The following is a 19,993-nucleotide window of genomic DNA, read 5'->3' on the forward strand; positions in this document are numbered from 1 at the left end:
ATTTCAAGTGGTTGCCTTCATGTGGTGGTTGTCTTCGCCTTGACAAGAGGCTGTGCTGCCTTACAATTTGTGCTGGATTTGTTTGTCATTCCGAAGGCTTTGCGCGGTGGGAAAAATATGAAGACGTTTATTCGCAGGTTTCGACCTTGGATCCGGGCGGGCTTTTACCTGTGGCTGGCGGTCAGTCTGATCCCCGCCGGAGCCGGAGCCGAAACCCTGACCCTTGAGCGGGCCCTGGCTCTGGCCCGCGCCGACAATCCGGCTCTGGCGGAAGCCGGCGCCCGCATTGCTCAGGCCCGAGCGGTTCGCGACGAAAGCCGCGCCGCATTCTGGCCGCAGCTCGATGTCGGGCTTGAATATGTGCGCGGCGACGCGCCCTCGGCCTACCTGTTCAAAACCATCGACGCGCGCCAGTTGCCCGAAGATGTGGATTTCAACAATCCCGGTCGTTTCGACAACCTGGAGACCTTTCTTGAAGCGCGTCTCAACCTTTTTTCCGGCGGCCGCGACAAGCTGCGCTACGAACAGGCCGGTGTGCGCCTGGAACAGGCCCGCAGTGTCCACGCCAGTGTGGAAAATGATCTGAGCGCGGCGGTGATCGATACCTTTCTCGCTCTGCTTTCGGCCCGGGATCGGGTGGCCATTGCGAGGCAGAGCACCGCCGTCCTGGAACGAGAGGTCGAGCTGGCCGAGGTGCGCTACGCAGGGGGCAGTCTTCTGCGTTCCGACCTGTTGTCCCTTGCCGTGCGCCTGGCTGAGGCCCGTTCCGCTCAGGTGCGGGCACGAGGTGTCGAGCAGCGCTTGCAGGCGGCTCTGGCGGTGCTGCTGGGGCGCGGCGCCGAGGCCGCTTTCGAACCCGTGGGCGCCGCATGGGATTTTTCCATTCCTGCTGCGTATTCCGAGGCGCTTGAGCGTGCTCTGCGCCAGAGGCCCGAGTTGGCTGCGGCCGCCCAGGAGCGCGAGGTCACCCGCCTGGAAGAGGCTGTGGTGCGGGCCGAATTTCTGCCGCGACTCGATTTGCAGGCGCGTCTTTATCATGACGACCCGGATTTCGCTTACGACGATGACCAGATCAACTGGACCCTGGGTGCCCAACTGCGCTGGAATGTTTTTTCGGGGTTTGCCACCCGCGCACGTGCGGCCCGCGTGTCGGGGCAGGCCCAGGAAAGCCGGTCCGCCCAGCGACGTTTGCGACAGCAGGTTGAGCTGGAGGTTCGCCAGGCCTGGCTGACCCTGGACGAGGCCCGCGCCAACCAAACCCTTGCCGAGACGGCGGCGGCTCATGCGGAGCAGGCTTTTGACCAGGTACGGACTCAGTTTTCCGGTGGCGCCGTGGCGGTCACGCGCTATCTTGATGCCGAGCTGACGCTTCAGCGCAGCCGCGTCAATGTTGCCGCGGCAAACCGGGACCGGCAGAGGGCCCTGGCGGAATTGGCCCGCGCCCTGGGAGAGTTGGGGCCCTCGCAGGGTGCGCAAGGCGCCCAATCTTCTTCGACAGAAAGGACAAGCGATGGGCAAAACCCTTAAACGGCTGGCGCCGGTGCTGATCGGCGGCTTGGTGCTCATCCTTCTCATCCTGTATATGGGTGGGGTGTTCCGCACGGGGCTCATCGGTCCGCAGGATAGCCGCACTCTGGAGCCGCTTAGAGTGCAAGAAGGGGATCAGCGCGTGCAGGCGCGCCTCGTCCAACGATCCCAGAGTCATGCGGCGGTGGGCACGGTACAGTCGCGCACCGAGGGGCATGTCGCGGCGCAGGTCATGGCCCGGGTGCAAAGTGTCGCGGTGCGTTCGGGAGAAGCGGTGACCCTCGGGCAACTGCTGATGGAGCTCGATGATCGCGAATTGAGCGCCCGCCGGCAGCAGACGCGTGAGGCGCTCAATGCCGCTCGACAGCAACAGGTTCAGGCCGAGCGACAGGTCGAGGCGGCGGCCGCCGTTTATCAACGGGCGCTGGCGCAGCATCAGCGCATCAGTCAATTTCTCGCGGCTGGTGCCGCGACCACGCAGGACATGGAGCAGGTCGAAGCCGAACTGCGCCAGGCCCAGGCCGCCCAGGCCCAGGCCGAAGCCGCCGTGCACCAGGCGCGGGCGGGAATTGAGCAGGCTCGGCAGCGTCTTGACGAAGCCGAAGTTGCGCTCGGGCACGCGCGCATTCTCAGTCCCCTGGCCGGGCAGGTGGTGGAGCGGCATGTTGATCCGGGCGACCTGGCCCTGCCGGGCAAAATCCTCCTGACGCTGCACAGCGGTACCGCCCTGCGGTTGGAGGCACTGGTTCCCGAAGGCTTGATCGGACGGCTGGCCCTGGGGCAGGAGGTGGATGTCGAGATTGCCGGACAGGATTTGATCGGTCGGGTGGATGAAGTGGTACCGGCCGCCGATCCCCAAGCCCGTACTTTTCTCGTCAAAGTGAGCCTGCCCCAGACCGCTTCGCTCTATCCCGGCATGTTCGGGCGCCTGAGCGTACCCCTGGATCCACGCCCGGCGGTGCTGGTGCCGGCGCAGGCGGTGCAGCGCGTCGGCCAGTTGGAGATGGTGCGAATCGAAGATGACGCTCAGGTAAGGACCCTGCTGGTCACGACCGGCGCGCGAATCGGTGGGGAGGTGGAGATTCTTTCGGGTCTCAAGGGTGGGGAGACCTTGCTGATGGGTGGAGCCCAGCCATGAGCCGGCAATCCGAAGCCGCGCCCGAGGGCCTGATCGCCCGCCTGGTGGCGCCTTTTTTGCGCCCCCAGCCGCCCGTGCTGTTCATGATCCTGGCGTTGAGTCTGGGCCTGGCGGCGTTGTTTCTGACGCCGCGCGAGGAAGAACCGCAGATCGTCGTGCCCCTGGCCGATGTCTTTGTCCAGGCTCCGGGCGCTTCGGCCCGCGAAGTCGAGCAATTGGTGGCCACGCCCTTGGAGAAGCTGCTCTGGCAGATCGACGGGGTGGAATACGTCTACTCCATGTCGCGCGATGGTCAGGCCCTTGTCACCGTGCGGTTTCATGTCGGCGAGGACCGCGAGCGCTCCCTCGTCAAACTGCACAATAAAATCAGTATGAACATCGACCAGGCGCCGCCCATCGTCACCGGCTGGGTGATCCGCCCGGTTGAAATTGATGACGTGCCCATCGTCAACCTGACCCTCTATTCCAGGCATTACAACGACTTTGAGTTACGTCGCATCGGACAGGAGGCGTTGGCGCACCTCACCGAGGTCGAGGACATTTCACGTTCGGAGTTGGTGGGCGGGCGCGACCGTGAGCTGCGCGTCGAACTTGACGTATCGCGGCTTGCCGCCCGCTCGGTTGCGCCCTTGCAGGTGCTTGAGAGCCTGCGCGCGGCCGATGCGGCGGTGCAGGCGGGAAGCTTCGATCTGGTGGACCAACGCATCGGCGTGACGGGCAGCGCCTTTTTGCAGAGCGCCCGCGAGGTTGAGGAGCTGGTGGTCGGCGTACATGCCGGGCGTCCCGTTTACCTGCGCGATGTGGCACGCGTTCTGGACGGCCCCGAAGAGTCCTGGAACTATTCGCGCATCGGCTTTTCTGCCCTGTTTCTGGAGGACAATCCCGATCACCCCGCCGCCGTCCTTGCCCCGGATGAAATCTCCCCGGCCGCGGCTCTGGGCGCTTTCCCGGCGGTTACCCTGGCTCTGGCGAAGAAAAAAGGCAGCAATGCCGTGGATGTCGCCGCCGCCATTCTCGAGCGGCTTGAAGAGCTCAAGGGAACGGTCATTCCCGACGACGTGGTGGTGGAGGTGACGCGCAACTACGGCCAAACCGCCCAGCAGAAAGTCAACGAACTTCTCACCTCGCTGTTTTTCGCCGTGGCCACGGTGGTTGTGCTGCTGGGCATGACACTGGGTCGCCGGGAAGCCCTGATCGTCGCCGTGGCTGTGCCGGTGAGCTTTTCCCTGGCGCTGTTCGTCAATTATCTATTCGGCTTTACCATCAATCGCGTCACCCTCTTTGCTTTGATTCTCTCTTTGGGCCTGGTGGTTGACGATCCCATCACCAATGTCGACAACATTCAGCGCCATATTCTCGGTCGTCGCCGCAAGCCACGCGAGGCCACGCTGTTCGCCATCGGCGAAGTGCTGCCGCCTGTGCTGCTTTCGACCCTGGCAATCATTATTTCTTTTACGCCGATGTTTTTCATCACCGGCATGATGGGGCCCTACATGGCGCCCATGGCCGCCAACGTACCCCTGACCGTCATCTTCTCCACGCTTGCGTCCCTAACCTTGGTGCCCTGGCTGGCCTATACTCTGCTTCGCCGCCGGGTGGAAAATGCCGCCGGTACCCAAGCTGAGGGTGAAGATGTCGTGCCTGGCTGGGTGCGGCGCGGCTATGAACGGATGGTCTCGCCGTTTCTCGGCGCGCGTGTGTGGCGCTGGGCTCTGGTCGGGGGCATTCTGCTCCTGCTCGGCGTGGCTCTGGCGTTGCCCCTGCTGCGCCTGGTGCCTTTGAAAATGCTGCCCTTTGACAACAAGAACGAACTGCAACTGGTGCTCGATTTGCCCGAGGGCAGCACTCTGGAAGCCACCGACCGGGTGGTGCGCGATTTTGAGGCCTATCTGCGCGGCGTTCCCGAGGTCACAAATTTTGTCTCCTATGTCGGCAGTCCCTCACCCATGGATTTCAACGGCCTGGTCCGCCACTATTATCTGCGCCAGGAACCCCATCTGGCAGACATTCGGATCAATCTGGCCGACAAGGACAAGCGGCGCATGCAAAGCCATGCTCTGGCTCTGCGCCTGCGCAGCGATCTCGAAGAGTTGGCGCAGCGCCACGGCGCCGCTCTGAAAATCGTCGAAACGCCTCCGGGGCCGCCGGTGTTGGCCACGGTGGTGGCGGAAATCTACGGCGCACCGGGTGTCGAATACGTTCAATTGATGTCTGCGGCGCAGCAGGTGCGCAGGCTCATGGAGGACGAATCCTTCGTTGTGGATGTGGATACCATTATCGAAACGCCGCGCGCGCGCCTGGATTTTACCCCCGACAAGGAAAAGTCTGCCCTGCACGGCATCAGCACCGCCGCCCTCACGCAAACTCTGGCCCTGGCGGTCGGTGGTTTCGCTCCGGCCACCCTGCACCTCGACGGCGAGCGCCAGCCCCTGTTCATCAATGTCATTCTGCCACGCGAGCAGCGTTCCGGCGCCGAAGCCCTGGGGCAACTCTCGCTGGTCGGTGCCGCCGGCAAACCCGTGCCCTTGGTGGAACTGGGAAGATTTGAGAAGGTGTCCGAGGCGCAGACCATTTACCACAAGAATCTGCGTCCGGTGGTCTATGTCACCGCCGAAATGGCAGGGCAGGCGCCGGGCGAGGCGATTCTCGACATGCAGAAGCGCCTGCGGGACGAGCCCTTGCCGGCCGGCGTCGAGGTCCAGTGGGCAGGCGAGGGCGAGTGGGAAATCACATTAAGGGTGTTTCGTGATCTGGGCTTGGCTTTCGGGGCGGCCATGGTGGGCGTCTATATTCTGCTGGCTTTGCAGACCGGGTCATTTTTCCTGCCCCTGCTCATTCTCCTGGCGGTGCCCCTCACGGTCATCGGCATCATGCCCGGATTCTGGCTGCTCAATCTGCTCCTCGACCGCCCCGTGGGCGGTTTTGCCGATCCGGTATTCTTCACCGCCACGGGCATGATCGGCATGATTGCCCTGGGCGGTATCGTCATCCGCAACGCCGTGGTGCTTATCGATTTCATTCGCGGTTCTCTCAATGAAGGTCTGGCCCTGCGCGAAGCCATCCTCGAGAGCGGCGCCACACGTTTGCGCCCTATTGTCCTCACCGCCATGACCACCGCCTTGGGCGCCTGGCCCATCACCCTCGATCCGATTTTCTCGGGTCTGGCCTGGGCGCTGATCTTCGGCCTGTTTTCCTCGACCCTGTTTACCCTGATCGTCGTGCCGGTGGCGTTTTATGCGGTTTATCGCAAGCGCTATGAAGGGTAAATCTCAGACCAGGCCCGCCTCATTGAAATGGCGGCTGTATTTCTGGTCGCTGGTACAGATGTGCTCGGCGATCCAGTTGCAGAGAAAGCGCAGGACTTCCAGGGAGAGGATGAACTCGTCGTTGCGGATGCGGCGTTGCAGGTCCAGCGCCTTTTCGGTGAAAATGCGGTGCTCTGCCTTGTGCTCGCGGAGTTCAGGATACTCATAGGCAAGCATGTATTTTTCTTCCGTGGAGAAATGGGTGAGGGTGTAATCCACCATTTCATCGACGAACAGCGCCAGGGTGTGCTGAGCTTTTTTGTCGATGATTGCCTCTTGCAGTTGGTTGAACAGGTGGAAGAGGTGCTGGTGTTGTCTGTCGATCTTGTCGATGTTGACACTATAGTCTGCTTTCCATTCAATAGCCGGCACGGCGGACTCCTTTTCCTTTGACACGGTGGTTTGAATTTCTTAATTCCACCAGATTTTGGATTAGCTGTCAAAGAAAACCGGATCAGGGATTGGCGTTCGCGAGCCACCTGTCAATGAATCAACCGTCGTACCATGAGAGCAATGGCCAGAGGGGCGGCCAAGGCGGTGAAAAGAATCAGGTAGGCAAGGCTCAACCACAGCTCGGGGTGCCAGGCATGCAGAGCGCAGGCGCGCGCCAGAGCCACCAGGTGGGTGAGGGGCAGGATTTGCGCCAGGGCCTGGGCCCAGGCCGGCAGGTTGGCCAGGGGAAAGAAGGTGCCGCTGAACAGAAACATGGGGGTGATGATCAAAAAGATCGGCACGTTGAAGGTTTCGATATTAGGCATCAGTCCGGTGCAGATCATCCCCAGTGCGCCAAACGCCAGTCCCCCGAGCAGGGCCAGGGGCAGCAGCCACAAAGCGCTCGGAAACGCCAGCAGGCCGAAAGCGCTGATCACGCTCCCCATGAGCAGCGTGGCAATGACCGATTTGGTGGCGGCCCACACCAGTTCGCCGAGGATGATTTCTTCGAGGTTGAGCGGCGTGGCGAGCATGGCATCGAAGGTTTTCTGGTAGTACATACGCACAAAGGAGTTGTAGGTGGTTTCGAAAAACGCATTGTACATGATGGCCACCGACAGCAGGGCCGGAGCGATGAAGGCCAGGTAGGATATTTCGCGTCCGGCATAGCTGAGGGTGCCGACCATGACCGCCAGGCCCACACCGAAGGCCAGAAGATAGAGCAGGGGCTCGAGCAGCGGCGGCAGGAAGCTGATCTTCCACGTCTTGCGATAGACCGAAAGGTTGCGCTGCCAGACGCGGACAAAGCGGCGGCTGAAACGCCCAGGTGAAGGAAAGCGGATCATTCGCGCAGCTCCCGGCCGGTCAGGCGCAGAAACACGTCTTCCAGGGTGGCCTGACGCAGGGTGCAGCCGCCCGGGCAGAAGTCGCGGGTCAGATGGAGAAAAAGATCGTCGGCGCCGTGGTTGTAAACCAGCAGGCGCGTGCCCAGGTCTTCAAAGGCGCAATTTTTCCGACGCAAAAAGTCGCGTAAATTTTCGTCAGGGTGATTCACTTCGATGACTTCACGACCGACGTGAGCGCCGATCAGAGCCGCAGGCGCTCCCTCTACCAGCACCTTGCCCTGGTCAACGATCACCAACCGGTCGCACAGGCGCGCCGCTTCATCCATGTAGTGCGTGGTCAGAACAATCGTCAGCCCTCGGCTTTTGAGGTCTTCCAGGCGCTGCCACACCTGGTGGCGCGATTGCGGATCGAGGCCGGTGGTGGGTTCATCGAGAATCACCAGGTCGGGGCGGTTGATGATGGCGCGCGCCACCATCAACCGCCGTTTCATGCCGCCGGAGAGTTCGCGGATGTTGGCGTCGCCGCGGTGGTCGAGAGCAAAGAAGCGCAGCAATTCCTCGCTGCGCACCTTCGCTTCGCCGCGCGGCAGATCGAAATAGCGGGCGTAAACCAGCAGGTTTTCGCGCACCGAAAGGTCGGGGTCGAGATTGTCCTCCTGCTGGCAGATGCCCATGCGCTGCTTGATGTGGCGCAGGTTGGTCGCCAAATCCCGCCCGAAGATTCTAAGACATCCCCCGCCCATGGGACTGTAGCCGTAGAGCATGCGGATGGTGGTGGTCTTGCCGGCGCCGTTGGGGCCGAGAAGCCCGAAGCATTCGCCGCGCTTCACGCGGAATGACAAGCCGTCCACCGCCTTGAACGTGCCGTAGTATTTCTCCAGGTTTTCGGCTTCTATGACCCAGCGCTCATCGGGACGTTCCCCGGCGTCAGCCATCACTTCACTGCAAGTGCCTCCATCGGTTCAAGCTTCCAGATGTCGCGGTTGTATTCGCGCATGGTGCGATCGGTGGAGAATTTGCCGCTGGCCGCGGTGTTGAGAATGCTCATGCGCGCCCAGCCTTCACGGTCGCGGAAAGCATCGTTGGCCTGCTGCTGGGCTGCGACATAGTCGCTAAAATCAGCCAGTGTCAGCCAAGGGTCGTGGCGGCTGGTGACGGCGGCCAGAACCGGGTCGAAGATGCCGGGCTCGAACTGGTTGAAATGGCCGCTTTCCAGAAGTTGCAGCACTCGCGCCAGGTTCTCATCCCCGGCGATGATCGCCGCAGGATCGTAATGCCTGCGGGTTTCAACCACCTCTTCGGCGTTGAGGCCGAACAGGAAGAAATTTTCTTCGCCGACCTCTTCGCGGATTTCAATGTTGGCGCCGTCCATCGTGCCGATAGTCACCGCACCGTTCATCATGAACTTCATATTGCCGGTGCCCGAAGCCTCCTTGCCGGCCGTGGAAATCTGCTCCGAGAGATCCGTTCCGGGGCAGATGGTTTCCATGGCGGTGACGCCGTAATTGGGGAAAAACACCACTTTGAGCAGATCACCCACCGCGGGGTCATTGTTGACCACTTGCGCCACGTTGTTGACCAGCTTGATGATGCGTTTGGCCATGGCGTAGCCCGGCGCCGCCTTGCCGCCGATCAGCACGCAGCGCGGCACCAGATCCTGGGCATCGTCACGCTTGATGCGGTCGTAGAGGTGAATGACATGCAGCACGTTGAGCAGTTGTCGCTTGTATTCATGGATGCGCTTGACCTGGACGTCGAACATTGCATCGGGATTGAAACGGACCCCGCAGCGGGCCTGCACCAGCTCGGCCAGGCGCTCCTTATTGCCGCGTTTGATGGCCAGCCATTGCTTGCGAAAGGCACTATCCTCGGCCAGAGGTTGCAGTTGGCGCAGCTGGTCGAGGTCGGCCACCCAGTCGTTGCCCAGGGTGGTGCGTAGCAGCTTGGTCAACGTCGGGTTGGATGAGGCGATCCAGCGGCGCGGGGTGACGCCGTTGGTCTTGTTGTTGAATTTCTCCGGCCACATTTCGTAGAAATCGCGGAACAGGCCTTGCGTCAGCAGCCGCGAATGCAGCGCGGCCACGCCGTTGACCGAGAAGCTGCCGACAATGGACAGATAAGCCATCCGAACCATGGGTTCCACGCCCTCCTCGATAATGGACATGCGCCGCACACGCTCCTTGTCCCCCGGCCAGCGCTGGGCGACCTCGGCGAGAAAGCGCGCGTTGATTTCGTAAATGATATCGAGCAGGCGCGGCAGCAACCGCTCGAACATGCGCACCGGCCATTTTTCGAGGGCTTCGGGCAGCAGCGTGTGATTGGTGTAAGCCATGGTGTGGGTAACGATCTCCCAGGCCTCATCCCAACTCAGCACGTGATCGTCGAGAAGCAGGCGCATCATTTCGGGCACGCACACTGCCGGATGGGTGTCGTTGAGCTGGAACACGTTTTTCGCGGAAAAATCGGCCAGGTCGATGCCGACGGTGCCGATCCACTGCTGAAGCACGTCCTGCAGGCTGGCCGAGGCGAGAAAGTACTGCTGGCGCAACCGCAGCTCCTTGCCGCTTTCCGAGGCGTCGTTGGGATAGAGCACCATGGTGATCTTTTCCGCGTCGTTTTTGGCCGCCACCGATTCGGGATAGGCGCCCGCGTTGAATTCGCCGAGATTGAATTCGTCGGTGGCCGCCGCGCTCCACAGGCGCAGGGTGTTTACCGTGCCGTTGCGGTAGCCGGGGATGGGAATGTCGTAGGGCACCGCCAGCACATCGGTGGTGTCGATCCAGCGCGCGTTGAGCCGCCCTTCGGGCCCGCGCTTGACTTCGCTGCGCCCGCCGAAGCGCACCCGTTGCGCGAACTCGGGGCGCTCGATTTCCCAGGGGTTGCCCTCGCGCAGCCAGTGGTCGGGTTCTTCGACCTGTTCGCCGTTGCGGAATTTCTGGCGAAACATGCCGTAGTGGTAGCGGATGCCGTAGCCGCGCACCGGCAGTTGCAGTGTCGCGCAGCTATCGAGAAAGCAGGCTGCCAGCCGCCCCAGGCCGCCGTTGCCGAGGCCCGCATCGGCCTCGCACTCGGCCAGTTCCGCAAGTTCGAGTCCGTAGCGGCGCAACGCACCTTCGGCCTCGCCGTTAAAGCCCAGGTTGAGAATAGCGTTGCCCAGAGCGCGCCCCATGAGATATTCCAGGGAAATGTAATAGGTTTGGCGGCAGCCGCTTTCCTGTTGGGCATAGCGGGTGTTGCGCATGCGTTCCAGAAGCCGCTCGCGCAGAGTCAGAGTCAGGGCCTCGTAAAGGTAGTGGGGGGTGCGGCAATAGCGGTCGCGACCGAGGTGATGGACGTAGTAACGGCGAAAATCATCCGCCAGACTCTGCGCGTCGTTGCCCAGAGGCGGTACGTCGGTCAACGCCGGTTGCGGATGGCTCAATTCAAGATGGCGTCGGGGCATGGCGATTTTTTCCTTTGTTTTGATCCGTTTGTAATAAGGGAGCGAAATGTCGAAATAACACCCTACTGCAAAAGGGCATGAGGTCAAGGGACAACGCCCATGAATTTCGGTTGCGGCTTATTTCTTTTTCTTTCCTTTTTGTTTCTTTTCCTGCGGCTTTTTCAGCAGATCGCCAAGCGTGCCCAATCCCGCGCCACGCTCCTCCTGGAGATAGGAGCGGACATCCGCCTCGCCGGCCTCCGCGCTTTCTTGCGCCGCCGGAACCAGTGAAATGCGCCGCTCCGCGCTATCGATTTTTTCCACCCGCACGGCAAGATCCTGGCCCTCCTTAAGAACCTCGCGTGGATGATTGATGCGTTTGCCGCCGCCGATTTTGGAAATGTGTACCAGCCCGTCAATGCCCTCCCCAAGGGTGACGAAGGCGCCAAAAGGCGCAAGGCGCGACACTTTTCCCGTATGCAGCGAGCCTTCCGGAAAGTCACGGGCCACGAGCGCCCAGGGGTCGTCCAATGTGTCCTTGCGGCTGAAGGAAAAACGGTTTTCAGCCCAATCGATGCTTTTGATGCACACCGCGATTTCCTGCCCCTCGTGCAACACGTCGCGGATGTCCGCGACCCGGCCCCAGGCGAGTTCGGAGATGGGCAGCAGCCCTTCCACGCCGCCGATATCGATAAAGGCGCCGAAATCGCGCAGGGAGGTTACCGTCCCGCGCACCGTCTGCCCTTCGCGCAGGGTTTCGCGCAGCTTCGCGCGTTGTTGCTCGCGCTCCTCTTCCAGCACTGCCCGGTGTGAAACCACAATGTTGCGGCCCTGTTCGCCGTACTGGCTGATCCGAAAGGGCAGGGTGCGTCCGATCCATTCCGCGGACGATTCGCTGCGTCGCAAGCCCATTTGCGAGAAAGGGCAAAAGGCGCGGGTCTGGGCGGCGAGACGGATTTCAAAACCACCCTTGATCTCCTTTTCCACCTGGCCATCCACCGGGATACCGCTCTTCCAGGCCTCTTCCAGGTCGCTGCGGCCGGCCGCGCCGCCGATGCGCAGGGCAAAGCGCAATTCGCCGCCGCTGCGGCTGAGAAAGTAGACATCGAGCATGTCGCCCAGAGCCACGGTCAGTTGTCCCTCATCGTCGAGCAATTCCCGCCGGTCGAGAACTCCCTCGCCCTTCTGCCCCACATCGAGAAACGCCCAGTCGCCGCTGAAGGCAAGGACTTTAGCGCGGATTTTCTGCCCCGGTTCGAGCCTGGGCGCGGCCTTGCCGCCGAGACTTGCCTCCAGCATGGCGGCGAAATCCTCTTCGGGCTCCTCGGCGTCGTGGTTGTCTTTGGTCTCTTCGGTCATGGAGAACTCCTTCACTCAAAACAAGAATAAGGGAACGCAGATAAGAGCGGAAAAAACGGGGTTGAAATCTTTGTTTTTCTTGAAACATCATCTCCCCTCAGCAGGAGGGGGTTGATGGGTTGTTTTTTTCCGCATTTATCCTGCAAATCTGCGTCCCATTGATTTTCCGTCAAGCTTTTGAACCTTTCTTCTCACTCGCTGTCGCCGTGCGCGGTTCATCGCCCAGCAGCACCGCGATCCAGCGCGTATCCGGAGTGTTTTCCAGTGCGATTTTGACCGTCATGGTAAGGGGTACCGAGAGTACCATGCCGATCGGCCCCAGAACCCAGGCCCAGAAGACCAGGGAAAGAAACACCACCAGGGTCGAGAGTCCCAACCTGCGCCCCATGATTTTGGGCTCGATGAAATTGCTGAAAATCACGTTGATAAGGACATAGCCGCCGACCACGATAAGGGCGCGCAGGAAGCCGAACTGAATAAATGTCAGAAGCACCGCCGGTATAGCGGCGATGACCGAGCCGATGTTGGGCACATAATTCAGGAAAAAGGCCAGCAGTGCCCAGAGTACGGGAAAGTCGACGCCGAGCAGGGCGACCCAGATGCCCACCGCGACACCGGTTCCCAGGCTGATCAAAGTTTTCATGGCCAGGTAGCGCTTGATGCCTGCGGCTACGCGGGACAGTTGTTGTACCGGAGTCTGTGCCTGAGGAAAGGCGGTGCGCAGTTTGGCGGGAAAGTTTCCAGCTTCGAAAAGCATGAAAATTACGGTGATCAGAATCAGAAACATATTGGTCAGCATGCCGCCGAGACCGGTCAGCATCTTTCCGATCAGGGCCATCGCCGCGCCGGGATCGATGAGTTCGAGAAAGCGCTCGCGGGGAAGATCGACGCCGAAGTGCGCGAAGAGGGCAAGCAGAGCGGCCGCTTCTTCTCTCAGGCGTTCCTGGTAGCTCGGCAGCTTTTCGATAAACGTATCGATAGAGGCGCCGACAATGGCGCCCAGCAGCAGTTCAATAAAGAGGATGATCAGAATGATCGTCGCCACGGCGACAATCGGCGGAAATCCGCGGCGTGTAAGCCAGAAAAAAGTCGGACTGCAGACAACCGCCAGAAAGACAGCGAGCAGAAAAGGCACAATAAGCGTTGCCGCCTCGCGCATACCCGCCACCACCACGATGAAAGCGGCAGCCGTGAGCAGAAAACGCGAACCGCGGCCCCAGGCCATTTGATCGGACATGATGAAAAGCGCCTCGTCGGTTGGAAATTGCCGCCATTGGACAACAAAAGCGCACGGACGTCAATGTGTTCCCGAAGGAAGCACGAGGAAGAGAATGGCTTCGATGCGCGTCTTCCCTTGACGGCAGATGCGAACGGCGTTATTTTTGCTTAAAAAATTTACCGAGAATTAAAATGGTCATCGGCGTTCCCACGGAAATCAAAACTCATGAGTACCGCGTCGCTCTGACACCCGCCGGCGCACGCACCCTGGTCGAAGACGGTCACCAAGTCCTGGTGCAGGCCGGCGCCGGGCTTGGCAGCGGCATTGGCGACGAGGAGTACCGGCGCGTCGGCGCTGAACTGGTGGAGAGCGCCGCCGATGTTTTCGCTGCCGAGTTGATGGTCAAGGTCAAGGAACCGCTGGCAGCTGAATACGACCTGCTGCGTCCGGAACAGATTCTTTTTACCTTCCTGCACCTGGCGCCGGCGCGCGAACTGACGCAGAAGTTGCTCGAACGCGAGGTGGCCGGGGTCGCCTACGAAACCATCGAGCTGGCCGACGGCAGCCTGCCGCTGTTGCAACCCATGAGCGAAGTCGCCGGGCGCATGGCGGTGCAGGTCGGCGCCCATTATCTACAAAAAGAAAACGGCGGGCGCGGCGTACTTCTGGCCGGAGCCCCCGGCGTCAAACCCGGCAAAGTGCTCATCGTCGGCGCCGGCACCGTCGGGCGCAACGCGGTGCGCATTGCCGCAGGCATGGGCGCCGATGTGCGCGTGATGGATGTGAGTCCGGCGCGCCTGGCCTGGCTCGACGACCATTACGGCAACCGCATCAGTACGCTGATGTCCAATTCACAGAATATCGAGGACGAAATCCTCGACGCCGATCTGTTCATCGGTGCGGTGCTGACGCCGGGCGCCCGCGCCCCGCGCCTGGTTGGGCGTGAGCTGCTGGCACGCATGAATCCGGGCAGCGTCATCGTCGATGTGGCCGTCGATCAGGGGGGCTGTGTTGAAACCATCCGTCCCACCACCCACGACGCTCCGGTCTACGAGGTCGATGGCGTGATCCATTACGGGGTGGCCAACATGCCCGGCGCGGTGAGCCGCACCAGCACCTTCGCCCTGACCAACAGCACATTGCCCTACCTGCGCAAAATCGCCGACCAGGGTTTGGCCGCCGCCTGCCGCAAGGATGAAGCCCTGCGCCGCGGCGTCAACACCCTGGGTGGAACTGTGCGCAACCGGCCGGTAGCCGAGGCCCTAAACCTGGAATTTCAGGAATACTGGCCCTGAAAAAACGCAAAGTTCGCGGAAAACTCCAGGAAGATCAGGGAGGATAAGGGTTTTTTCCAGGTGTTTTCCCTGCGCCCTTCGCGGGCTCAGCGGTAAAAAAAAGATTTTTATACGCAGATATCTCTTTGTTGCCATTAAACCTCCTCCAAAACGGCAATTCCCTAAATAAGAGATATGATATTGCGACCCCCGAGCTCCCCACTCGGGGGATTTTTTTTGGAAAAATCGTCAGATGTCAGGTGTCAGGTGGATTGAGGCAAGTTAACTGTGTGGGGCGGCTTGTGGGTTTGGTTTTTCCAACGGACCACGGACTACTGACAATATTCATCAATCAAATACCGCGCAATACTGCGCTTCGGCGGCAGAACGGGTAAGTCGTCGACACTGAACCACCTGGCATCTTCCAGTTCCGACTCCTGCACTTTGATCTCGCCCCCGGCGTAGTCGGCGACAAAACCGGCCATGAGCTGGCTGGGAAAAGGCCAGCTCTGGCTGCCGACGTAGCGGATGTTTTGCACGCGAATGCCGGTTTCTTCCAGAACCTCGCGCGCCACCGCCTCTTCCAGGCATTCGCCGAACTCCAGAAATCCCGCCACCAGGCTGTAACGATTGGGCGGCCAGGCGGCCTTGCGGGTGAGCAGCACCTCGCCGGGGCGGCGCACGATGACGATGACACAGGGGTGAATGTGGGGGTAGTGAGCGTAGCCGCAGCTCTTGCATTTCATGCCCCATTCGCCGGGCACGGGTTGGTTGCCCTGACCACAGCGGGAACAGAAGTGGCTGTTGTCGCGCCAGTGCAGGACCTGCGCGGCGATGCCGCCCAGCGTCAGTTGGGCGATGTCCATGCGCGGCTGCGCTCCGAGCAGGCTTTCCAGAAAAAATCCCGCAGGTACGCTCGCATCGCGGTCTAAACGCAAGGCACGCAGAGGCTGGCCGCACAGACGCCCCAGATACAGGGGAGGGTCGGCGGCCGGCATGGGGCAGGACCCCGCGGGCAGTTGGATGAGTCCGTTTTCCTCACGTAATAAGAGTTCGGTGCCGTTCAGGGCCAGCCACCAGCCGGTGTCGCCGCCGGGATCGCAGTCGGGCGCACCGCGCGTGAAATCGCCGATGCAGGTGTCGTTGAAGGGCAGGTGGGCTGGGGATGGGTAGGCATCGGGCAGGGGCGCCACGGGTTTACTCCCCACCGCGTCGCGCCGCCAGCAGCAGAGCGAGCTGCGTTTTACCGTCGGGGATGTCGCCGCGCGCCACCATGGCCAGCGCCTCATTGAACTCCGTCGGCACCACCTCGATGTACTCATCGGGCTCCAAGGCGCGCTCCACCGGTTCGAGATTCGAGCCCAGGAAGAGATAGACCACCTCGTCGCAAAACCCTACGGCGGTGAGCATTTCCCCAAGCGGCTCAATCTTATCGGCGCGATAACCGATCTCTTCCTGAATCTCGCGCGCAACGCACTCCCGCGGACTTTCGCCGGGCTCCAGGCGTCCGGCGGGAATTTCCCACACCATGCCGCCCGCCGCCGGGCGAAATTGGCGGATGAGTAGCACCCGGCCATCCCCAAGCACCGGCAAAATGGTCGCGCCGCCGGGATGGCGCACCATCTCGAACACCGCGCGGCGTCCGTCCGGCAGTTCGTGTTCTTCGCGATTCAGGGAAAGGATGCGTCCTTCAAATATCTTTTCGACCATGCGGGGCATAGGCAAGCAACCTGATGAGAAGTGATGAGAGAGGTCATTAACGCCGAGAGAAACAAGCGCTCCAAAGTATAAACGGATCTCGATGGTTTTTCAGCCGTTTTCCATTGAGACCGAGGAAAAGAAGAAATTCGGCAGCACATAGGTAAACGTGGCAACAACGTCCCCGGTTGGTTTTCTTTGTTGATATGTGCATGGGATATGGGTATGTTTAAGTGTATAAGGGATGGAGGGTGAATATGTCTGTTGTCGAAAAGACGTCACGCGTTTTGCGGCGTGCCGCCAATGTGTCGATCAATGAGCAGTTGCTGGCCGAGGCCCGAGATTTGAAAGTGAATATTTCGCGCGCGGCTGAAGATGGTTTGGCGCGTGCGGTCGCGGCGCGGCGCGGCGAGCTGTGGCTGGAACAAAACCGCGCGGCTTTGGAGAGTTCGAATGACTACGTCGAACGGCATGGTCTTCCCCTGGCGCGATACCGGGGGTTTTAATGGCGCGATTTGATGTTTATCTGAACAAGGAAGGGCAGGGCTGTTTGCTGGACGTGCAAGCTGACATTCTTTGTCATCTCAATACGCGGCTCGTTGTTCCATTGCTGCCTCAGGCGCAGGCGCCTCAACCCGCACAACATCTCAATCCCTGTTTTGCTATTGCAGGGGAAAGCTTGGTTATGGCCACCCAATTCATGGCTGCTGTCCCCGCGGGCATTCTTGATACGCCCCTGACCGATCTACGTCAGCATCGCCATGAAATCGTCGCAGCCATCGACTTTCTCCTGCAGGGTTTTTAATCGTCGCAAACAAAAAAAGAGGGAGCTTCGCGGCCGGCGAAACTCCCCAATCAAGTGAGTAAGGCGTGAATCGCCTTGGTTTTCGTTAAGCAATAGTTGTGCCGAATTAAGGCTTTTGGCTGGATTGCTTTCCCCGCCCTTAAAATCCGCCTTGATCAGATTTGATCTGTGTCCCATTGCCTAGTTCTTTTTCTCTCCCCCCAGGGCTCATGCCAAAAATTTAGACATCTCTGCCGTTATTGTCACGCAGGTCAAACCGCTGACTGCACAGGCGCACAAATTTCAGCAAGCAGGCGTTGACGCTCTGCGGTTGCTCCAGATTGGCCATGTGTCCGGCACCGGGGATGACGCAGCTGGTGCTGTTGGGCAACGCGGTGGCAAAAGGTCCGATGGTTTCCGGCGGCACGATCTGGTCGTCGTCGGCGCCCATGACCAGGGCCGGGTGGTCGAATTCCCCCAGGCGTGCGCAGTAGTCGGGGCGCTGTGCCATAGCTTCGAGGGACCCGGCCAGCCCCGCGATGGAGGTCTTTTGTATCCAGGAGCGCACTGTGTCCACGATCTGCGGTTGCTCCTTGAGGGTGCGCGGCGCGAAAAGGATGTCAGCAAACGCCTTCTCCACCAGAGCACGCTCCCCGGCGCGCACCTTGGCGGCCAGTTCTGCGCGGCGGGTCTTGCCCGCAGCATCGTCGGCATTGCAGCGCGTGAGCAGAAAGGCAGCACCGGCGACTTTTCGGGGATGGCGTTTCAGCAGGTTGAGCAAAATGTATCCGCCCATGGACATGCCGCCCACCACCGCGCGGCCGATGCCGAGATGGTTCATCAGGGCGACGATATCGTCGGCGAACTGGTCCATGGAGTACCCTTCACGCGGCGCCTCGCTGTCGCCGAACCCGCGCAGATCCGGTGCGACGACACGAAAGCCCGCCGCGCTCAAGGCCGCGACTTGCGGCTGCCACATGGCGCGGCTTAAGGGAAAACCGTGAATCAAAACCACCGCCGGACCGCTGCCCTCGTCGGTGTAGGCGATGCGCAGATTGTTTATGGTTGTGTGCATAGGAGGGGGCCTTTGGTCAGTTGTCAGTTGTCAGTTGTCAGTTGTCAGTTGTCAGTTGTCAGTTGTCAGTTGTCAGTTGTCAGTTGTCAGTTGTCAGTTGTCAGTTGTCAGTTGTCAGTTGTCAGTTGTCAGTGGAATTAGAGGCGGGTAACAATGTGGGCCGGTTTGTCGGTGAGGTTTTTACAACGGACCACTGACAACTAACAGATTCATTTCTTCAAAAACCCAAACAGCCCCTTCTTTTTTGGTGGATCGGGTTCTGCGATGTGGTCGACGACGGGGAAGCGTTCGATGACGGCGCGCACGTGGGGGGCGCCGGCCAGCTCCTGGGTCAGATCGGCGCCGGCCTGATGGGCGCCCTGATGGTCGCCGTCCGTCCACCAGTCGCTGGTGCTGACATCGTACACCTTGCCGTTGATGGCCACATACGCCTTGTTGCCATTGCGTCCGTCGTGTTTCGCGAGGTCGTCCAGGTTCATAGAATTATTCCTTTTTTAAAAAAAACACTTAATCCCCCTTGCATTTTCGAACGAAGTGCGGATAATTTTGTACTTAAGTGCTGTCGCGACTGTGCTTTTGCACAGTCGGCCTGTGTCCCCTGTCAGCACCCACGTTGGGGAAGACATGAACAGTTTACCAGCGAGTTGCGCAAATACCACCGGCGGGATGCAAACCTCCTTCGAACGTCCATCAAGGTTCGTCTTTCTTCCGCGCCTTTCGTCTTCCGGTGTCCGAACATATGTAAATCTATATAGTTTGTGGGTTTTTTTGAATTAAGATTTTGTGAATTTTGGTTGACAAGTCAAGGTCGCGGACTGTATTTTTATGGCCAGCTAATGATTCTGCCACTCATTGTTTTTAGTTAACGCCTAGTCTGGGTGGGGCCAGATGGGCAAGCCGTTGAATCAGAGGGGTTTTTGGTCGACAGACCAGCTTTATCAATTCAGCACGAGAGGGAAGGAGGCACCATGAAAATTTGGCAAGGGCTCACATGCGGTCTGGCATTGGCCACCCTGGCCCTGTGGCCGGTAGGCGATGCCCTGGGGGCCAAGGNTTGGCGCTGTCAAACCATTCGACGACCGTACTGGCGCGGCCTGAACCCTTGGCCCCCAGGGCATCGCCTACCGGCCACAGGGCCAGGGTGGCCAATGCCAGACCGCATGTGAGCCCTTGCCAAATTTGCACGAGAGGGAAGGAGGCACCATGAAAATTTGGCAAGGGCTCACATGCGGTCTGGCATTGGCCACCCTGGCCCTGTGGCCGGTAGGCGATGCCCTGGGGGCCAAGGTTTCAGGCCGCGCCAGTACGGTCGTCGAATGGTTTGACAGCGCCAATGAGCACACCATCGTTCCGGTCTTTCAGTATTTGCAGCTCAACGTGCTCGACATCGCCGATCAGGGCTATGACTTTCGCATGTACGGGCGCGTAGGCGATGATCTGGCCGGCGAGCGCAGCGCATCGGCCAAAAGCCGGCTCTATTTCGCCTACGTCGAGAAGCGCGGCTTTTTCCTCGACAGCCTGGATGCGCGCTTGGGACGTCAGTTCATCACCACCACCGCAGGCGCCTCGCTCATGGACGGTGTGCGGCTCGACTACGGCTTTCTCGACAACTACCGCTTCACGCTGTTCGGCGGCGGTGATGTCACCTATTACGAGGGCTACAACGCCAAGGACGCCATCGTCGGCGGNACTACGGCTTTCTCGACAACTACCGCTTCACGCTGTTCGGCGGCGGTGATGTCACCTATTACGAGGGCTACAACGCCAAGGACGCCATCGTCGGCGGTGAAATCGCAGGCGCCTTCCTTGACCGCAATCTCAACCTGGGTCTCTCCTATGTTTCCAAATGGGAGGGCGGCAATCTCGCCCAGGAACTCTTCGGCTTTGATGCCGAACTCGACCTGTTCAATGCCCTC

The 19,993-nt window shown here is 60.4% G+C and carries 16 protein-coding genes; 6 read left to right on the plus strand and 10 right to left on the minus strand.

Going from position 1 to position 19,993, the window contains the following annotated elements; translation table 11 throughout:
- Positions 1-117 precede the first annotated feature (117 nt).
- Genes GFER_RS13120 through GFER_RS13130 form a run of 3 tightly spaced genes read left to right on the plus strand, consistent with a single transcriptional unit; the run spans position 118 to position 5,931 of the window.
- Positions 118-1,527, plus strand: coding sequence for a TolC family protein (locus GFER_RS13120; RefSeq protein WP_139172163.1), 1,410 nt, complete (start codon positions 118-120; stop codon positions 1,525-1,527).
- Complete coding sequence (locus GFER_RS13125; protein WP_040100112.1) at positions 1,511-2,665, plus strand: efflux RND transporter periplasmic adaptor subunit; 1,155 nt, start codon at positions 1,511-1,513, stop codon at positions 2,663-2,665. The genes GFER_RS13120 and GFER_RS13125 overlap by 17 nt, the downstream gene beginning before the upstream one ends.
- Positions 2,662-5,931, plus strand: coding sequence for an efflux RND transporter permease subunit (locus GFER_RS13130; protein WP_040100113.1), 3,270 nt, complete (start codon positions 2,662-2,664; stop codon positions 5,929-5,931). Before GFER_RS13125 ends, GFER_RS13130 begins: the two co-directional genes overlap by 4 nt.
- A 3-nt stretch (positions 5,932-5,934) precedes the next feature.
- On the opposite strand, the gene GFER_RS13135 is transcribed toward GFER_RS13130, so the two are convergent.
- From GFER_RS13135 to GFER_RS13160, 6 genes are all read right to left on the minus strand, one after another.
- A complete protein-coding gene (locus tag GFER_RS13135; RefSeq protein ID WP_040100114.1) occupies positions 5,935-6,342 on the minus strand; it encodes a bacteriohemerythrin in 408 nt (135 codons plus the stop codon).
- A gap of 110 nt (positions 6,343-6,452) precedes the next feature.
- Positions 6,453-7,247, minus strand: coding sequence for an ABC transporter permease (locus tag GFER_RS13140; protein ID WP_040100115.1), 795 nt, complete (start codon positions 7,245-7,247; stop codon positions 6,453-6,455).
- Complete coding sequence (locus tag GFER_RS13145) at positions 7,244-8,182, minus strand: ABC transporter ATP-binding protein (protein ID WP_052446397.1); 939 nt, start codon at positions 8,180-8,182, stop codon at positions 7,244-7,246. The genes GFER_RS13140 and GFER_RS13145 overlap by 4 nt, the downstream gene beginning before the upstream one ends.
- Positions 8,182-10,689, minus strand: a complete 2,508-nt coding sequence (locus tag GFER_RS13150; RefSeq protein WP_040100116.1) for a glycogen/starch/alpha-glucan phosphorylase — start codon at positions 10,687-10,689, stop codon at positions 8,182-8,184. The genes GFER_RS13145 and GFER_RS13150 overlap by 1 nt, the downstream gene beginning before the upstream one ends.
- A gap of 117 nt (positions 10,690-10,806) precedes the next feature.
- On the minus strand, positions 10,807-12,027 hold the full coding sequence (rpsA, locus tag GFER_RS13155; RefSeq protein WP_040100117.1) for a 30S ribosomal protein S1: 1,221 nt from the start codon (positions 12,025-12,027) through the stop codon (positions 10,807-10,809).
- A gap of 169 nt (positions 12,028-12,196) precedes the next feature.
- Complete coding sequence (locus GFER_RS13160) at positions 12,197-13,264, minus strand: AI-2E family transporter (protein WP_074669565.1); 1,068 nt, start codon at positions 13,262-13,264, stop codon at positions 12,197-12,199.
- A gap of 173 nt (positions 13,265-13,437) precedes the next feature.
- Between GFER_RS13160 and ald the strand changes: the two genes are divergently transcribed.
- Complete coding sequence (gene ald, locus GFER_RS13165; RefSeq protein WP_040100118.1) at positions 13,438-14,541, plus strand: alanine dehydrogenase; 1,104 nt, start codon at positions 13,438-13,440, stop codon at positions 14,539-14,541.
- A gap of 311 nt (positions 14,542-14,852) precedes the next feature.
- On the opposite strand, the gene nudC is transcribed toward ald, so the two are convergent.
- On the minus strand, positions 14,853-15,713 hold the full coding sequence (gene nudC, locus GFER_RS13170) for an NAD(+) diphosphatase (protein WP_235264094.1): 861 nt from the start codon (positions 15,711-15,713) through the stop codon (positions 14,853-14,855).
- 4 nt (positions 15,714-15,717) lie between these two features.
- Entirely contained in the window at positions 15,718-16,239 is a 522-nt protein-coding gene (locus GFER_RS13175; RefSeq protein WP_040100119.1) for an NUDIX hydrolase, read from the minus strand.
- A gap of 236 nt (positions 16,240-16,475) precedes the next feature.
- Here GFER_RS13175 and GFER_RS13180 point away from each other — a divergent pair, with 236 nt between their 5' ends.
- Positions 16,476-16,724 carry a type II toxin-antitoxin system CcdA family antitoxin gene (locus tag GFER_RS13180; protein WP_040100120.1) on the plus strand — a complete coding sequence of 83 codons (249 nt, stop codon included), beginning with the start codon at positions 16,476-16,478 and terminating at the stop codon, positions 16,722-16,724.
- Positions 16,724-17,023 (plus strand): CcdB family protein, encoded by a 300-nt coding sequence (locus GFER_RS13185; protein ID WP_040100121.1) that lies wholly within the window; start codon positions 16,724-16,726, stop codon positions 17,021-17,023. The genes GFER_RS13180 and GFER_RS13185 overlap by 1 nt, the downstream gene beginning before the upstream one ends.
- A 220-nt stretch (positions 17,024-17,243) precedes the next feature.
- Here the strand turns inward: GFER_RS13185 and GFER_RS13190 are convergent, their stop codons facing one another.
- Both GFER_RS13190 and GFER_RS13195 read right to left on the minus strand, forming a co-directional pair.
- Positions 17,244-18,077, minus strand: coding sequence for an alpha/beta fold hydrolase (locus GFER_RS13190; protein WP_040100122.1), 834 nt, complete (start codon positions 18,075-18,077; stop codon positions 17,244-17,246).
- Between the two features lie 209 nt (positions 18,078-18,286).
- Positions 18,287-18,556 carry a cytochrome b5 domain-containing protein gene (locus GFER_RS13195; protein WP_052446398.1) on the minus strand — a complete coding sequence of 90 codons (270 nt, stop codon included), beginning with the start codon at positions 18,554-18,556 and terminating at the stop codon, positions 18,287-18,289.
- Between the last annotated feature and the right edge of the window lie 1,437 nt (positions 18,557-19,993).

The organism is Geoalkalibacter ferrihydriticus DSM 17813, assembly GCF_000820505.1.
GTDB classification, from domain to species: Bacteria; Desulfobacterota; Desulfuromonadia; order Desulfuromonadales; family Geoalkalibacteraceae; genus Geoalkalibacter; species Geoalkalibacter ferrihydriticus.

What these genes read in the sequence shown, in the direction of transcription:
- GFER_RS13160 (WP_074669565.1), bottom strand. Translation starts at nt 13,264, where the DNA reads ATGTCCGATCAAATGGCCTGGGGCCGCGGTTCGCGTTTTCTGCTCACG.
- GFER_RS13195 (WP_052446398.1), bottom strand. Translation starts at nt 18,556, where the DNA reads ATGAACCTGGACGACCTCGCGAAACACGACGGACGCAATGGCAACAAG.
- GFER_RS13120 (WP_139172163.1), top strand. Translation starts at nt 118, where the DNA reads ATGAAGACGTTTATTCGCAGGTTTCGACCTTGGATCCGGGCGGGCTTT.
- GFER_RS13185 (WP_040100121.1), top strand. Translation starts at nt 16,724, where the DNA reads ATGGCGCGATTTGATGTTTATCTGAACAAGGAAGGGCAGGGCTGTTTG.
- GFER_RS13130 (WP_040100113.1), top strand. Translation starts at nt 2,662, where the DNA reads ATGAGCCGGCAATCCGAAGCCGCGCCCGAGGGCCTGATCGCCCGCCTG.
- rpsA (WP_040100117.1), bottom strand. Translation starts at nt 12,027, where the DNA reads ATGACCGAAGAGACCAAAGACAACCACGACGCCGAGGAGCCCGAAGAG.
- GFER_RS13180 (WP_040100120.1), top strand. Translation starts at nt 16,476, where the DNA reads ATGTCTGTTGTCGAAAAGACGTCACGCGTTTTGCGGCGTGCCGCCAAT.
- GFER_RS13175 (WP_040100119.1), bottom strand. Translation starts at nt 16,239, where the DNA reads ATGCCCCGCATGGTCGAAAAGATATTTGAAGGACGCATCCTTTCCCTG.
- GFER_RS13140 (WP_040100115.1), bottom strand. Translation starts at nt 7,247, where the DNA reads ATGATCCGCTTTCCTTCACCTGGGCGTTTCAGCCGCCGCTTTGTCCGC.
- ald (WP_040100118.1), top strand. Translation starts at nt 13,438, where the DNA reads ATGGTCATCGGCGTTCCCACGGAAATCAAAACTCATGAGTACCGCGTC.
- GFER_RS13150 (WP_040100116.1), bottom strand. Translation starts at nt 10,689, where the DNA reads ATGCCCCGACGCCATCTTGAATTGAGCCATCCGCAACCGGCGTTGACC.
- GFER_RS13125 (WP_040100112.1), top strand. Translation starts at nt 1,511, where the DNA reads ATGGGCAAAACCCTTAAACGGCTGGCGCCGGTGCTGATCGGCGGCTTG.
- GFER_RS13145 (WP_052446397.1), bottom strand. Translation starts at nt 8,182, where the DNA reads ATGGCTGACGCCGGGGAACGTCCCGATGAGCGCTGGGTCATAGAAGCC.
- GFER_RS13190 (WP_040100122.1), bottom strand. Translation starts at nt 18,077, where the DNA reads ATGCACACAACCATAAACAATCTGCGCATCGCCTACACCGACGAGGGC.